Annotated in this window: 12 protein-coding genes; 5 read left to right on the top strand and 7 right to left on the bottom strand. The window is 71.7% G+C overall.

What is annotated here, in order from left to right:
• The first annotated feature begins 117 nt into the window (after positions 1-117).
• The gene (gene glf, locus C5508_RS10200; protein WP_104524835.1) at positions 118-1,305 is read left to right on the top strand and encodes a UDP-galactopyranose mutase; all 1,188 of its coding nucleotides are present in this window, start codon (positions 118-120) and stop codon (positions 1,303-1,305) included.
• A gap of 90 nt (positions 1,306-1,395) precedes the next feature.
• Here the strand turns inward: glf and glfT1 are convergent, their stop codons facing one another.
• From glfT1 to C5508_RS10240, 7 genes are all read right to left on the bottom strand, one after another.
• A complete protein-coding gene (gene glfT1, locus C5508_RS10210) occupies positions 1,396-2,295 on the bottom strand; it encodes a galactofuranosyltransferase GlfT1 (protein WP_198598008.1) in 900 nt (299 codons plus the stop codon).
• Between the two features lie 21 nt (positions 2,296-2,316).
• Positions 2,317-3,081 (bottom strand): galactan export ABC transporter ATP-binding subunit Wzt/RfbE, encoded by a 765-nt coding sequence (wzt, locus tag C5508_RS10215; protein ID WP_104524837.1) that lies wholly within the window; start codon positions 3,079-3,081, stop codon positions 2,317-2,319.
• Positions 3,082-3,094: 13 nt separating this feature from the next.
• Positions 3,095-3,997, bottom strand: coding sequence for a galactan export ABC transporter permease subunit Wzm/RfbD (gene wzm, locus C5508_RS10220; protein WP_104524838.1), 903 nt, complete (start codon positions 3,995-3,997; stop codon positions 3,095-3,097).
• Between the two features lie 6 nt (positions 3,998-4,003).
• Entirely contained in the window at positions 4,004-5,866 is a 1,863-nt protein-coding gene (locus C5508_RS10225) for a glycosyltransferase (RefSeq protein WP_104524839.1), read from the bottom strand.
• A 225-nt stretch (positions 5,867-6,091) separates the two neighbouring features.
• Positions 6,092-8,668: a hypothetical protein gene (locus tag C5508_RS10230; RefSeq protein ID WP_157944057.1), complete on the bottom strand. Its 2,577-nt coding sequence runs from the start codon at positions 8,666-8,668 to the stop codon at positions 6,092-6,094.
• Positions 8,668-9,234: a hypothetical protein gene (locus C5508_RS10235; protein WP_104524841.1), complete on the bottom strand. Its 567-nt coding sequence runs from the start codon at positions 9,232-9,234 to the stop codon at positions 8,668-8,670. Before C5508_RS10235 ends, C5508_RS10230 begins: the two co-directional genes overlap by 1 nt.
• A gap of 145 nt (positions 9,235-9,379) precedes the next feature.
• The gene (locus tag C5508_RS10240) at positions 9,380-11,686 is read right to left on the bottom strand and encodes an N-acetylmuramoyl-L-alanine amidase (RefSeq protein ID WP_232797039.1); all 2,307 of its coding nucleotides are present in this window, start codon (positions 11,684-11,686) and stop codon (positions 9,380-9,382) included.
• A 247-nt stretch (positions 11,687-11,933) separates the two neighbouring features.
• On the opposite strand from C5508_RS10240, the gene C5508_RS10245 reads away from it, so the two are divergent.
• The 4 genes from C5508_RS10245 to C5508_RS10260 all read left to right on the top strand — a co-directional run bounded on the left by C5508_RS10245 (position 11,934) and on the right by C5508_RS10260 (position 15,447).
• The gene (locus C5508_RS10245) at positions 11,934-12,614 is read left to right on the top strand and encodes a hypothetical protein (RefSeq protein WP_104524842.1); all 681 of its coding nucleotides are present in this window, start codon (positions 11,934-11,936) and stop codon (positions 12,612-12,614) included.
• Complete coding sequence (locus tag C5508_RS10250; RefSeq protein ID WP_104524843.1) at positions 12,611-13,171, top strand: hypothetical protein; 561 nt, start codon at positions 12,611-12,613, stop codon at positions 13,169-13,171. Before C5508_RS10245 ends, C5508_RS10250 begins: the two co-directional genes overlap by 4 nt.
• Before the next feature lie 237 nt (positions 13,172-13,408).
• On the top strand, positions 13,409-14,284 hold the full coding sequence (locus C5508_RS10255; protein WP_104524844.1) for an N-acetylneuraminate synthase family protein: 876 nt from the start codon (positions 13,409-13,411) through the stop codon (positions 14,282-14,284).
• Entirely contained in the window at positions 14,266-15,447 is a 1,182-nt protein-coding gene (locus tag C5508_RS10260) for an acylneuraminate cytidylyltransferase (RefSeq protein WP_104524845.1), read from the top strand. The genes C5508_RS10255 and C5508_RS10260 overlap by 19 nt, the downstream gene beginning before the upstream one ends.
• The last annotated feature ends 173 nt before the right edge of the window (positions 15,448-15,620 follow it).

The raw sequence follows: 15,620 nt of genomic DNA on the forward strand, positions 1-15,620 counted from the left end.
CCCCCGGACCACCCCGTCGGGGCACGTGTGGTCACTGTGACGGAACGGGTCCTCTCACCACCGGAATGTCCCCGTCGTGGTCGTGGTGCCCCCCCGCTGCAGGTACCGTCGAGCCCCGTGACCACCACAGGACCTGACCTCGTCATCGTCGGCTCCGGCTTCTTCGGCCTGACGGTCGCGGAGCGCGTCGCCAGCCAGCTGGACAAGCGCGTGCTGGTCATCGACCGCCGCGACCACATCGGCGGCAACGCCTACTCCGCCCCCGAGCCGGAGACCGGCATCGAGGTGCACGTCTACGGCGCGCACCTCTTCCACACCTCGAACGAGCGCGTGTGGAACTACGTGAACCAGTTCACCGAGTTCACGAACTACCAGCATCGCGTGTTCAGCATCTACCAGGGCCAGACCTACTCGCTGCCCATGAACCTGGCCACCATCGGCCAGTACTTCGGCAAGAGCTTCTCCCCCAGCGAGGCGCGCGCCCTGGTCGCCGAGCAGGCCGGCGAGATCGACACCGCCGAGGCCACGAACCTCGAGGAGAAGGCGATCTCCCTCATCGGGCGCCCGCTCTACGAGGCGTTCATCCGCGGCTACACGAAGAAGCAGTGGCAGACCGACCCCACCGAGCTGCCGGCGGCGATCATCGCCCGGCTCCCGGTCCGCTACACCTTCGACAACCGCTACTTCAACGACACCTACGAGGGTCTGCCCAAGGACGGGTACACGGCCTGGCTGACCCGGATGGCCGACCACCCGAACATCGAGGTGCGGCTGAACACCGACTACTTCGACGTCCGGGACGAGCTGCCGGCCGACGTGCCGACCGTCTTCACCGGCCCGATCGACAAGTACTTCGACTACGAGGCCGGCGAGCTCGGCTGGCGCACGCTGGACTTCGAGACCGAGGTCCTCCCGATCGGCGACTTCCAGGGCATCGCGGTCATGAACTACGCCGACGAGGACGTGCCCTACACCCGGATCCACGAGTTCCGGCACTTCCACCCCGAGCGGGACTACCCCGAGGACAAGACCGTGGTGGTGCGGGAGTACTCGCGCTTCGCAGAGAGCGGCGACGAGCCGTACTACCCGATCAACACCCCCGAGGACCGGGCCAAGCTCGAGCGCTACCGGGAACTGGCCAAGAAGGAGGCCGAGGAGAAGCGCGTCCTCTTCGGCGGCCGACTCGGCACCTACAAGTACCTGGACATGCACATGGCGATCGGCTCGGCGCTGACGATGTTCGACAACCGCATCCGGCCGTTCTTCGACCAGGGCGGCGCACTCGACGGCCGGCTGGACGACTGACCGGACCCGCACGACGAAGGGGCCCCCACCGCGCGGCGGTGGGGGCCCCTTCGTCGTCGCCGGCCAGGTGCGGGTCGGTGGGCAGCTCTCTCAGGCCGCGGGCGTGAAGCGCTCGTGGCGGCCGGCGCGCAGCAGGCCCAGCCATTCGCGGTAGCCCGCCGGATCACGCCGGGTCACCAGGAAGAACCAGGAGAACCGGACGAGCTCCAGCGGCAGCAGCCAGCGCATGCCCGGCTGCCGCATGAGGTACCCGCGGTTCCGGTAGGTGTAGTAGCGCTTCCACGCCGTCTCGGGGTACTGCGCGGACAGCCGGCCCCCCAGGATCGGGACGAACTCGGACCGCCCGTTGGGGTGCAGGTAGGTGGCGTCCAGCGCGGTGCCGAAGACGACGCCGGCGCGCACCATCCGCCGGTGGATCTCGGTCTCGTCACCGCGGGCGAACAGGCGGAGGTCCGGCACGCCGACCAGGCTGAGCGTGCCGGCCGCGAAGAGCGCCCCGTTGAACAGCGACGCATAGCCGGGCAGGAACGCGTCGTCCTTGAGCCCGGACCGCTCGCCCTTCCATCGCAGGCCGGTGCGCACCGGGAAGGCGAACTTGTCGGGGTCGTCGATGTCGGCGACCGTGGGCGACACCTCGCCGAGGTCCCGCTCGCGGGCGACCCGCAGCAGCGTGGCGAGCACGTGCTCGTCGGCCGGCCGGCCGTCGTCGTCGGCGCACCAGACCCAGTCGGCGCCCTGCGCGAGCGCGGTGAGCATCCCCAGGGCGAAGCCGCCGGCGCCGCCGAGGTTGGTCTGGGAGGCCACGTAGGTGTGCGGCAGCCCGCTGGCGCGCACGACCTCCTCGGCCGGCTGGTCGGGGCCGTTGTCGACCACGATCACCGACTCGACCGGCCGGGTCTGGATGGCCAGGGCGGCCAGCGCCTGCTTCAGCGAGTCGGGACGGTGCCGGGTGACGATGACCGCGATGACGCGGTCGTCGTCGCGCTCCACCCCCGCACCCGCGCGGGACACTCAGCCCTCCGAGGTCGCGTGGTCGCGGCCGTGGTTGTAGCTGCCCAGGACCTCGTCCAGCGGCCCCTGCTGGCGGATGGTGCCGTGCTCCATCCACAGCGCCGAGGTGCACAGCTGCTTGAGCAGGTCGTCGGAGTGCGACGCGAAGACCAGCAGGCCGGCCCGGTCCACCAGGTCCTTCAGCCGGCCCTTCGCCCGCTCGAGGAAGGAGGCGTCGACCGCGCCGATGCCCTCGTCGAGCAGCAGGATCTCCGGGTCGATGCTGGTGACGACGCCCAGGGCCAACCGCACGCGCATACCGGTGGAGTAGGTCCGCAGTGGCATGTGCAGGAAGTTGCCCAGCTCGGTGAACTCCGCGATGTCGTCGACGCGGGCTTCCATCTGCTTGCGGGACATGCCCAGGAAGAGGCCCCGGACCATGATGTTCTCCAGCCCGGAGATCTCCGGGTCCATGCCCACGCCGAGGTCGAAGACCGGTGCCACGCGCCCGTTGACCCGCGCCTCACCGCTGGTGGGCTCGTAGATGCCCGACAGCAGCCGCAGCAGGGTGGACTTGCCGGCGCCGTTGTGGCCGACCAGCGCCAGCCGGTCGCCCTCGGAGACGTGCAGGTTGATGTTGTGCAGGGCCTCGATGACGATGACCTTGCTGGCGTTGGCGGCGACGTTGCCGCCGACCACGCCGAGCACGGTGTGCTTCAGCGACCGCGACTTGGCGTCGAAGATCGGGAAGTCCACGCTCGCGTCGCGAACGTCGATGCTGACCATGGTGGTGCTCTCCTCAGACCCAGTACGCGACGCGGCTGCGGTAACGCCGCATGACCAGCAGGGTCACGGCCCAGCCCACCGCGGCGATCCCGCCGACGATGATCCAGGTACGCCACTCCTGGTCCTGGCCCAGCATCGGCCGCCGGATGATCTCGACGAAGTGGAACAGCGGGTTGAGCTCCACCAGCCGAGCCCGCTCGGCGACGGCCGGGTTGTCCAGCAGGACGTCGTACATCCAGACGATCGGCGTCAGGAAGAACAGCAGCTGCACCAGGCTCTGGGTCACCGGGGGCAGGTCGCGGAACCGGGTGCTCACGATGCCGATCAGCAGCGCCACCCAGGTGCCGTTGACGATCAGCAGGGCCATCGCCAGGAAGGCCGAGAGGTCGGTCCAGCGCAGCGGCTGCGGGAACGCCACGAGCATGACGGCGTAGACGATCAGGTTGTGGGCGAAGAACAGCGTCTGCCGCCACACCAGCCGGTACACGTGGATGCTGATCGGCGCCGGTAGGTGGGTGATCAGCCCCGTGTTGGCGACGAACACCTCCGAGCCCTCGGTGATGCAGCCGGAGATGAAGGCCCAGACGATCATCCCGACCAGCACGTGCGGCAGCAGCGTGGCCAGCTCGATTCCGAACAGTCCCGAGTAGAGGATGCCCAGCGCGATGGCGGTGACCGCCATGCTGATGGTGATCCAGATCGGGCCGAGGACCGAGCGCCGGTACCGCTGCCGGATGTCCTGCCAACCCAGGTGGAGCCACAGCTCACGCTGGTCCCAGCCCCGGCGCAGGTCCGCGAAGGCGGACCTGAAGTTCCGCCCGGTGGGGATCGGGGCGCTGCCTGCCCCACCGGAACGGCTCTCCGCCGGCCCGCCGCTCCCGGCGGGCGCGGCCTCGCGAGTACGACTCGAGGACATCGGTGCTTACTCAGCCCCGCCGTCGAACAGCCGTCGCCAGTTGTCCCGGCTGGTCAGCTCGGGCAGCGCCTGCCGGTAGGCCGCGGCCGCCGCCGGGCCCTCCTTCGCCAGCCGCATGCAGGCCGCGAAGGACTCCTTCAGCAGCCGGACGCCGGTGTCCTTGTCGAACTGACGGACCCGGACGCCCCCCTGGGAGGCGTCGGTCACGACCGCCTTCGTGTAGCGGGAGACGTGCCACCAGTGGGAGTCCTCGAGCGGCACGTTCACGGATCCGCCGTTGCGGCCGGTCAGCTGCCAGAGGAGGCGCTTGGCCAGGACCGCCTTGAGCATCGACGGGTGGCCGGCCGCCCGCTCGGTGTCCTCGCCGCGCAGCGGCAGGTCCGGCACGTCCGACGCGCTGTGGATCACGGTCTCCGGGAACGCCTTGCGCAGCTCGCGGACCTCGGACAGCGCGCGCTGCCCGCCGTCGTGCAGAAACTCCGGGCCGGCGAGGAAGTCGTCGATGCCCTTGATGGCGGTGGCGGCCAGGCCGTACTGCATCGACGTCACGAAGGCGACCAGCCGGCCGAACAGGACCCGTGCCAGGCTCTTGCTGCGGAAGTCGGAGTGCAGCGCGGCGGTGATCAGGCTGTTCCGGACGCTGAAGTAGCGCGCCCAGTCGTCCTGGTCCTTCCAGGTGAAGTCGGCGTGCCACACGCCGGCGCCCGGCAGGGTGACGGTGGTGAAGCCGTTCTCGCGCGCCCGGTAGCCGTACTCGATGTCGTCCCACTGGAAGAACATCGGTAGCGGGTAGCCGGTCGCCGACACGATCTCCGACGGGAGGATGGCGCTCCACCAGGCGTTGTAGACGCCGTCGACCCGGAGCTCCTGGTTCTCCTTGGTCATGTCGGCGTTCCACAGGGCGCGGGGAACGACCTTGCCGGCCTCGAGGATGTTCAGGTCGGCGTACTCGGCGCCGGTGTGCAGCCGCTTCGGGTGCAGCGCGTAGAGCATCTGCGCCCCGACGATGACCGGCTGGCGCGCGGAGTTCGCGAACGCGGTGAGCCGGATGATCGACTCCGGCTCGAGGATGATGTCGTCGTCCATGAACAGGACGTTCGCGTGGTGCTCGTCCTCGATCTCGGTGATCTCGTACATGCCGCGGGTGAACCCGCCGGCGCCACCGAGGTTGGCCTGGTTGATGTAGTGCATCCGGCCGGCCAGGTCGGCGGAGACCTGCTCGAACGCCGGGTGGGCCGACACGCGCTTGTCGCCCTGGTCGATGACGTAGACCGAGTCGAGCTGGTCCAGCGCCGGCAGGTCGGCGGCGAGCGTCTGCAGGGTCTTGATGCAGTCGTCGGCCCGGTTGTGGGTGCAGATGACGACGGAGGTCTTGCGGACCCGGGGCGGGGTCGGGATGGTCCACCGCGGGGAGGTGATCGTCAGGCTGCCGTCGGCCGACCGGAAGTCGGCCCAGATGGCGCCGCCGTCGACGAACTTGTCGATGAGCACGTCGAGGGAGATCCGACCGGAGCCGGACACCTCCTGGCCGCCGATCGTGCGCGGCTCGCCGACGAAGTCGCTGGCGAACAGCTCGACGACACCCTCACCCGAGAACTCGGCCTCGAACGTCATCGTCGTGACGCCGGTCCAGCGCTGCCAGTACGACGCCGGGATGCGCCCGAAGTAGGTGTTGGTGCTCAGCGCCGAGTGCGGGTCGAGCGTGAAGGCGGTGCGCTCCAGGTGCACCCGCCCCTGCACGCGCTTGGCGTAGAGCTCGGCCGGGAGCCCGAGGGCCGGCGGCAGCGTCAGGACGCGCTGCGCCAGGCTGGTGACCTCCGGCGTCGAGACGGTCCCGTCGGCGGTGGTCGCGGCGGAAGTGGTGGTCATAGAGATCTGCAGTCCTCAGGACGACGACGTGACGGTCCATGTCGCGCGACGCTCGGCCGGGCGTGGATCACCACCGGCTCCGGTGACGACGTGCGTCACCGACCGGCATTCGGTAACGGCAGCATAACCACGTCACAGGAGCCCGGCCCGACTTCGGGCCGATTCCGGACCCCATCCGTCACAGGTATCCCAGGAGGATTCCGGGGCGCTGCCGCGCCGCTCCGATCAGCCCGCTGCGCCGACCTGCACCGTTCCGTCGGACGCCTCCAGCAGGTACCCGCGCTGGAAGTCGGTCCGCTGCCCACCAGCGACGGCGGTGGGGTCGCCGACCGGGAACCCGAGGCTCCCCGCGTGGCCGCCGAGCTGCTTCCACCTGGCCAGGGTGGCACCTCGGACGACGTGCGCACCCGTGCCCGGGGACCAGTAGATCTCGCCGCCCTGCAGCCGCACGACGGCGCCGCCGCCGGTGGTGGTGGCGCCGTCGTGCGCGAGCGGGAAGCCCAGCGCCGCCGGACCGCCGAGGGCCTCGTACTTCGCCTGCAGCGCACCGCGCACGCCCTTCGTCCCGGTCGCCGCCGACCAGTAGAGGGCGCCCCCCTGGAAGTCGGTCTTGTAGCCACCGGGCACGGCCATGTCGTCACCGGTCGGGAAGCCCATCGGTCCCGCCTGGATCCCCAGGGACCGGTAGGTCGCCAGGATCGCGCCGCGCACCACGTGCGCGCCCGTGGCCGGTGACCAGAAGAGGTCGCCGCCCTGGAGCCGGACCGTCGCACCGCCGCCCGTCGTGGTGGCGCCGTCGTGCGCGAGCGGGAAGCCCAGTGCCGCCGGACCGCCGAGGGCCTCGTACTTCGCCTGCAGCGCGCCGCGGACGCCCTTCGTGCCGGTCGCCGCCGACCAGTAGAGGGCGCCCCCCTGGAAGTCGGTCTTGTAGCCACCGGGCACGGCCATGTCGTCACCGGTCGGGAAGCCCATCGGTCCCGCCTGGATCCCCAGGGACCGGTAGGTCGCCAGGATCGCGCCGCGCACCACGTGCGCGCCCGTGGCCGGTGACCAGAAGAGGTCGCCGCCCTGGAGCCGGACCGTCGCACCGCCGCCCGTCGTGGTGGCGCCGTCGTGCGCGAGCGGGAAGCCCAGTGCCGCCGGACCGCCCAGCGCCTCGTACTTCGCCTGCAGCGCGCCGCGGACGCCCTTCGTGCCGGTCGCCGCCGACCAGTAGAGGGCGCCGCCGCGGAAGTCGGTCTTGTAGCCACCGGGCACGGCCATGTCGTCGCCGGTGGGGTAGCCCATGGGCCCGGCCTGCGCCCCGAGGGCCCGGTAGGTGGCGAGGATGTCGCCCCGCACGACGCGCGCCCCGGTGGCCGAGGTCCAGTAGATGGAACCGCCGGTGAGGTCCACGTACGCGCCGTCGCCGGTCGACGTCGCGCCGTCGTTGATCACCGGGTAGCCCAGTGCCGCCGGCCCGCCCGAGCGCTCGAACTTGTCCAGCAGCGCGCCGCGGATGGTGCGCGCGCCGGTGCCCGCCGACCAGTAGGTCGTACCGCCGGTGAAGCGGGTGCGGTACCCGCCGGGCACCGCCTCGTCGCCACCGACGGGGTAGCCGAGCACCCCGGCCTGCGCGCCGGCCTGGCGCCACGCGTCGAGGATCGCACCGCGCACCTCGTGCGCACCGGTGGCGGCCGACCAGTAGATCGCGCCGCCCTGGAAGTAGGTGTAGTAGCCGGTGCCGAACGGCGCGGCCGCGTCGTCGCCGACCGGATAGCCCAGGGCGCCGGCCGGACCACCGAGGGCCAGGTACCTCTCGAGGATCGCGCCGCGCACCACGTGGGCGCCGGTGTGCGCGTGCCAGAAGATGGTGCCGCCGGCGTAGGCCCGCGAGCAGCCGTCGTAGGGCAGGGTGCAGGTCGCGTCCTCCAGGGGCGCCGCCAGCTGGACCCCGGCAAAGGCGAGCTCGCTGTTCTTGTCCAGAACCGCGGCGCCGCCGGAGGACTGGGTGCTGCCGAACCAGTCGGTGAAGTACAGGAAGAAGTTCCGGTTGCCGTACGTGGAGCAGTCGTTCGCGGTTCCGTAGCCGGCGTCGAGCGCGGCCTGGTTGGGCACGTAGGGCGTGTAGTTGTACAGCCCGGCGGTGGCCTGGTTCTGGATGTACACCGAGGCCTTGCCGCACCTCGTGCCGCCGATGTTGTCGTACTCCGCGGTCATGGGCGCGTAGTTGATCGAATTGGTCATCCCGGCCCGGTAGTTGAACTTCGCCGGATTGGCCCGGTACTCCTTGAACCGGTGCGCCGCGCTGTAGAGCTGGTTGTAGAGGCCGAAGTACCGCGAGTCGCAGACCGAGGCGTCGGGGCAGGCGTAACCCATCGCGCGCTCGATGGCGTAGGCCGACGGCCCGCGGGAGCCGATCAGGCCCTGCTCCTTCTGCAGGATCACCATCAGGGCGCGGGGGTTGATCCCGCAGGCCAGCCCCACCTTGTGGATGATCGCGGCCGCGGACTCCCCGCCCGCTCCCTGGTAGGCGGCGCAGAAGGCGTCCGCCGGCCTCGTCCAGGTGTCCTGCCGGAAGGTCTTGAGACAGCGGTCGCCACTGCAGGAGGCCCCCTTCACCACCAGGAAGTCCTGGATGGCCTGGGCGGTCATCGTGGTCGGGTCGTAGAAGACCCCGTCGCTGACGATGTTCCCGGCGTTGAAGAGCCTCAGGTCGGCCGCCTCGTGCAGGTCCGGCCGCTGCGGGGAGATCCCGGCGAGGAAGGCCACCCCCAGGCCGAGAGCGAGCAGGGCCGCGACGATCCACCTCGGGCGCGGCATCACGGCACCATCACCTCACCGGCGGAGGACTCCCCCGCCGACGTGGCGGAGGAGTACCGGACGACCGCCTGCCACGGGCCGCTGGTGAGCTCCGGGCCGCTGACCCGGAGCTCGCCGCAGGCCGTCGTGGTCGCGTCCGGCGTCGCCTCGCCGGAGCCCTCCAGGACGACGCCGCCGCGGCTGAGGACCAGCGTGCAGCGGCCGCCCTGCTCGACCCGGTCCAGGACGACACCCCCGACCACCACCGCCCCGGCGGGGTCCCACCCCGAGTACGTGAGGGCGACGTCCGCCGACCGCGGCTGAGAGGGCGCGGGAACCGTGCTGGGTCCGGCTTCCACGGTCGGTGCCGGCTGGGACGCGCTCCCGGTCGCGGGCGTTGCGTCGACCGGAGGCTCGGTGGCGCCGTCGGACGGCGCGGTCGCCGCGCCGTTCCCCCCGGCCGTGCTCGCCGCGCCCTCCGTGGTGGGCCGCAGCAGGTAGCCGCCGACCGCGGCGGCGGCTCCCAGCGCGAGGGCCAGCGTCAGGAGGACGGGGCGACTGCGACGGCGACGAGGGGCAGCGGACACGACGACTCCCGGTGGTACAGCGCGGAGGGCGCCCCGCCCGTCATGCCCGGCCGTCAGCCAGGAACATCGGAGAGGCGCACCCTGTGATCGCTACGCTACTGGCTGTCACGCTCCGCGCGTGCGTGCCACGCCGGGCCTACCCGCATCAGGAACGCTGGGTGATCGCCGACGTGGATGCGTTCCAGGTCAGCGACCCGCGCTCGAAGTCGCTGCGCAACCCCTCGGGGACGGCGTACGTCGTCCGCGTCGGGAAACCCAGCGAGCCCGTCGGGCCGCCCCGGGAGACGTAGGCGCCGGCGAGCGCCCCCCGCACGATGTGCGTCCCGGTGGCCGGCGACCAGTAGACGTCGCCGCCCTGGAAGCGCACGAACGCACCCTTGCGATCCGACGTCAGCGCGTCGGTCGTCGTCGGGAAGCCCAGCACGCCGCCGGACCCACCCGCCTGCAGCCAGGTCGTGAGGATGGAACCCACGACGGTCTGCGTGCCGGTGGACGGTGAGTAGTAGATGTCCCCGCCCTGGAAGCGCGTGAAGTAGCCACGACCATCGGGGGTGGGGGCGTCCGACGTCGTCGGGAAGCCCATGTGCCCGGTCGCGCCGCCACGGGCCAGCCACGTGGTCAGGATCGAGCCCCGCACGATCTGGGTGCCCGAGGCCGGCGACCAGTAGACGTCCCCGCCCTGGAACCGCACGAAGGCGCCCTTGCGGTCCGCCGTCAGCGCGTCGGTGGTCGCCGGGAAGCCCAGCGGGCCGGCCGAACCGCCGGACTGCAGCCACGTGCCGAGGATGGAACCCACGACGGTCTGCGTGCCGGTGGACGGCGAGTAGTAGATGTCCCCGCCCTGGAAGCGCGTGAAGTAACCACGACCATCGGGGGTGGGGGCGTCCGACGTCGTCGGGAAGCCCATGTGCCCGGTCGCGCCGCCACGGGCCAGCCACGTGGTCAGGATCGAACCCCGGACCACATGCGTGCTGCTGGCCGGCGACCAGTAGATGTCCCCGCCCTGGAACCGCACGAACGCGCCGCGCCCGTCGGAGGTGCCGGCGTCGTCGGCGGTCGGGGCGCCGAGGGCGGCGGGCCCGCCGAGGGCCAGGTACTTGTCGAGGATCGCTCCGCGGACCACGCGCACGCCGCCGCCCTGGGAGGAGTACAGCCGCCCGTTGGCGTAGACCTGCCAGGAGACACCGTCCTTGGCCTGCTCGGTGCCGACCGGCGCGCCGAGCCCGGCCCGCAGACCGGCGTCGGCGGCGTAGCGGCGCTCGATCGGGGTCATCGCGGCGATCGTGCGGTCGTACGCCTGGGTGCGGATCTCGCCCATCCGCGCGAAGCCGTAGCGGCCGGGGCAGGCGGTGGAGCCGACGTCCCGGTGCGCGAAGACGGTCGGCAGGGTGACCTGCGCACCCTTCTCGTACCGGGAGGTGCCGGTCTTGCCGGCGGAGGTGAGCGTGACCGATCCCTTGGGGTCGATGCCGTACAGCGAGAACTTCCAGGCGATGATGGCCGAGACCGCGTCGACCATCGGCTGCGTGGTGTTGACGGTGTCGTAGTTGCCGAGCATCGAGACGCCGAACGTGCCGGAGTTGAAGCCGGCGGCGTGCGCGCCGATCACCGTGCTGGCCAGGCCGCCGTCGCGGCCCTCCCAGAGCCGGCCGAACTTGTCGACGATGACGTTGTAGCCGATGTCGCCCCAGCCCAGGCTCCTGGCGTGGTACGTGTAGATCGAGCGCATGATCGCCGGCACGTCGCCCGCGCCGTAGTTGTTCGAGTCGGCGGTGTGGTGCACCGTGGCGGCCTTGAGCGTCGGGGCGAACTCCGGGCTCCAGGTGCGCAGGGCCGGGTCGGCGCCCCACTGGGCACGCGAGTAGACCGGCGGCATGGCCATCGCCGCGTCCGCGGTGTCGCGGATCTCGGCCTCGCCGAGGGCGGTGTCGGCCGCACTGGTACCGGGGTCGACCAGGTCGATGCGCACGTCGGTGGGCTCCGCGCCCGTGCGGGTCACGAGCTCGGCCTCGACGCCGGTGCTCGGGCCGGTCCACAGCGGGGAGGTGCCTCCGCGACTCTCGCCGGCGGCACCGGCCTGCTCCAGGCCCTCGGTGCCGACCTGGGTCCACTCCCCCCACTCGCCGTCGTCGTCCTGCACACGCACCTGGACGACGGTGTCGGTCACGGCCGGGTCGTACGCCCAGGTCACGCCCACCAGCGAGAAGCCGCCGGTGTCGGTCCGGGTCAGCGTCATGACCGGCTCGTCCTCGGGAACGCCCGCGACCGGCACGGTGGTGCCCTGCTGGATCTCCACGTCCGGAGCCGGGGTGGCGACCGACCCCATCGCGACCGCCTCGGAGGTGGTCTTCACGGGCACTGGTTCCGGCCGGGGCGGCGACGAGACCGGCAGCACGAGGAGCAGGCCGGCCAGGCCGAAGGAGGCCGCCAGAATCACGAGGAGTCGGCGCACGGGGCGTTCCTTTCGTGGTCGGCGGTCGCCGGCCCCGGTGAGGGGCGGGGCGCATCCCCTGAGCTGTCGTCAGGGGGAACCGACCTGTTGAGTCCGATCGGAAGATGCCATGTCGTCACGCGGCGCGCCCGGCTCGACACGCAGGAGTGCATCGAGTGAACCCGTGGGACGAGTGTTGTCAGACCTGCGACCGCATGCGCACTCCGCGCTACCGGCCCGCCGATAGGACCTTGCTACCGTCGCCGCGATGACAGGTGAACGGCCGACGGGAACCGCCCCCGCACGCAGCGCCCTGGACCTCGTCTCCGGGCTGGTCGAGGCCTACGCCGGCCGCACCCCCGTCGAGACGATCGCCGTCGTGGGCAACGCCCCGGTATCGCCCGATCCCGAGCGCGCGACGGCGATCGACGCCGCCGATCTGGTGATCCGGGTCAACGGGTTCGCCCTCGACGACGCGCACACCATGCGCGGCTTGGGCACCCGGGCCGACGTCGTCGTCGTCCAGTGGCTGCTGGAGGCCACCCCCTGGGTGTTCCAGGACTACCGCTCACGGCTCTACCTCTACAACGAGCCCGGCGCCATGTACTTCGACGGCGAGCGGCTGCCGCGCTGGTGGCCCGCCGACCTCGGCCTGGTTCCGGTCCCGAACCGGGAGATCACCCAGCCGCTCTCCCGGGCGCTGGGCTTCGACCCGGCGGAGCCCCGGTGGGCGACGACCGGGAGCGTCGCGGCCTACCTGGCCCGCACGCTCTATCCCGACGCCCATCTGCTCCTGGCCGGCTTCTCGTTCGTGTACGAGCCGGTGCAGACGACCTGGGACCACGCCTACGGCGGCAACGCGAAGCTGACCGAGGACCACGTACTGACAGCGGAGGCGAACATGCTGCGCAGCTTCATCGACGAGGGCCGTGCGGAGCTGCTCGCGTGAGCGGCGGAGGCCTGCGCCGCATCGCCGGCGCGGTCCGGCAGAACGGCGCCTGGAACCGCGTGCAGCAGAAGCTCGACCACGTCGTCGCCGTGCGCACCGAACCGTCCCTCGGCGAGGTGCGGGAGCGGGTGGACCGCACCGGCGAGGACCTGCGGGCCGAGCTGCGTGGCGCCGTCGACGACCTCCGCCGGCACGTGGACGAGCGCTCCGACCACCTGGCCGGCGATATCCGGCGGCTAGACGACGACCTGCGCCGGCTCTCCGACGCCGTCCAGGGCCTGCGCGACCAGTGCGGCGAGGTGCGGTTCGACCTCGACCGGCTCGGTCCGCACGTGGCCTCCCTCGAGGTGCGCATCGCCGACGGCGAGCGTTCCGGCGTGAACCTCGAGTCCGACGCGGCGGAGACCGCCGAGTCCCGCCGGTTGCTGGACGAGGTGAGCCGCGAGCACGAGCGGATCCGCGTGCGCTTCAGCGGGTTGGCGCTCTACGAGGAGCGGCTGCGCAAGCTCGAAGAAGCACGGTGGCCGGGCTCATCCGGTCACCCCACGGCCCCCTGACGACCCCTCCGGGAGCGCCCTCCGGCGGCGTTGCCGTCGGCCGGGGCGACGCGCCCGGGAGCCGCGGAGGCAGCGGACCGGTTCCTCACGCGCGTAGCGTAGATGCGCCGTCCCGGCGGGTATGGTGCAGAAGCAGCCACTCTGCGTGACCTGCCGCGCCGGCCGTCGGCCGGGTACTCCTCCCACCGAACACCGCAGACGGCGCACGCTGGCGCCTCGAGAGGGTGCACTTCCGACATGACCACTGAAGCCCCCCTGGTGATCGCCGAGATCGGCTGCAACCACGCCGGCAGTCTCGAGCTGGCCAAGCGGATGGTCTCCATCGCGGCGAAGTTCTGCGAGGTCGACGCCGTCAAGTTCCAGAAGCGGAACAACCGGCAGCTGCTCTCCCCCGAGCAGTACGACGCGCCCCACCCCAACCCGATGCACAGCTTCGGCGACAGCTACGGCGCCCACCGCGAGTTCCTCGAGTTCGACATGGCGCAGCACGAGGAGCTCAAGGACCACTGCGAGGCCGAGGGCGTCGTCTACTCCACGTCGGTCTGGGACCCCACCTCGGCCCGCGAGGTCGCCAAGCTCGCTCCCGAGTTCATCAAGGTGCCCTCGGCGACGAACCTCAACTTCGAGGTCCTCGGCATCCTCTGCGACGAGTACTCCGGCGGCATCCACATCTCCCTCGGCATGACCACCCGCGCCGAGGAGGAGCAGATCGTCTCCTTCCTCGACGAGCGCGGCCGGCTCGCCGACGTCACCCTCTACGCCTGCACGTCGGGCTACCCGGTCCCCTTCGACCAGCTGGCCCTGATGGAGATCCGCCGGCTCGACGAGGCCTACGGCGACCGGCTGCAGCGCGTCGGCTTCTCCGGGCACCACCTGGGCATCGCCGCCGATGTCGCCGCCATGGCCCTGGGTGCGACGGCGATCGAGCGCCACTTCACCCTGGACCGGACCGCCAAGGGCACCGACCACTCGGCGTCGCTGGAGCCCGACGGCCTGCGCAAGCTCAAGCGCGACACGGCCAACGTCAGCAAGGCGCTCACCTACAAGGCCGAGGAGCTCCTCGAGGTGGAGAAGGCGACCCGGGAGAAGCTCAAGTGGACCGACGGCCTCTGAACGTCGTCATCCCGGTCCGGGGTGGCAGCAAGGGGATCCCGAAGAAGAACGTCGCCGTCGTCGGCGGGTGCCCGCTGATCGCCTGGACCGTTGCCGCCGCGGTGGGCGCCACGTCGGTCGACCGCGTCATCGTCTCCACCGACTCGGCGGAGATCGCCGCCGTCGCCCGCCTCTACGGCGGCCCCCGCGTCGAGATCCACGCCCGCTCGGCGGAGTCGGCCACCGACACCGCCTCCAGCGAGTCGGCGCTCCTGGAGGCCGTGCGCGACCTCGAGGTCGAGGGTGCCGTGGCGCTGGTGCAGGCGACGAGCCCGCTGCTGTCCAGCGGGGTGGTCGACGAGATCGCCGACCGCCTGTCCACGCACGACAGCGCCCTCACCGTGGTCCGTCGTCACCAGTTCCTCTGGGCCGACGAGGACGCGGAGGGCCGACCGGTGAACTACTCCCCCGACGCCCGCCCGCGGCGGCAGGACTGGTCGGGACACCTGATCGAGACCGGCGCCGTCTACGCCACCTCGGTCGAGCGGCTGCTGGCGTCGGGCGTCCGCATCGGTGGTCGGGTCGGCCTGGTGGAGACCGACGAGGCCGAGGCCGTCGAGATCGACTCCCCCACCGACCTGGTGGTCACCGACGCACTGCTGCGGACGCACCGGATCCGACCGGCCAAGGTGCGCAGCGGCCCGGTCCGGCTGGTGGTCACCGACGTCGACGGCGTCCTCACCGACAACGGCCTGACCTACGGAACCGTCGCGACGGAGACCAAGACGTTCTCCGCCCGCGACGGCAAGGGCTTCCAGCTCCTGCGCGAGGCCGGCGTCCGCACGGCGCTGCTCACCTCCGAGGACCACGAGAGCGTGGCCGAGCGGGCGCGCAAGCTCCGCGTCGACGACTGCGTCATGGGCTCGACGGACAAGCTGGCCGACCTGGTGATGCTGGGCGCCCGGTACGGCGTCCCCCTCTCCCAGATCGCCTACGTCGGCGACGACGTGCACGACGTCCCCGCGCTCGTGGCCGCGGGCGTGTCCGGCGCTCCCGGGGACGCCCGTCCCGAGGCCACGGACGTCGCCGACCACGTGGTCACCGCGGCCGGCGGCTCCGGCGCGTTCCGCCAGTTCACCGACCACCTGTTCGCCCGTTCCATCCCCGTCCGCGGCGGCGTCTGACCCGGACGGATCGGTCCCGTCCGGCCGCCTGGCCCCGCCAGTCCCAGGTGTCCCGTGTCGCTGCGCGACTCCCCTCGGGGCCCCAGGTTCCGCGCCTAGCATTCGGACCCGAGCCTCCGGCAGTCGCGCCGAACCGGACGGCGACGATCGCGCCGGGCCTCCTCGCCCGAGCG

Source organism: Blastococcus atacamensis (assembly GCF_002938425.1).
In the GTDB taxonomy this organism is placed as follows: domain Bacteria; phylum Actinomycetota; class Actinomycetes; order Mycobacteriales; family Geodermatophilaceae; genus Blastococcus; species Blastococcus atacamensis.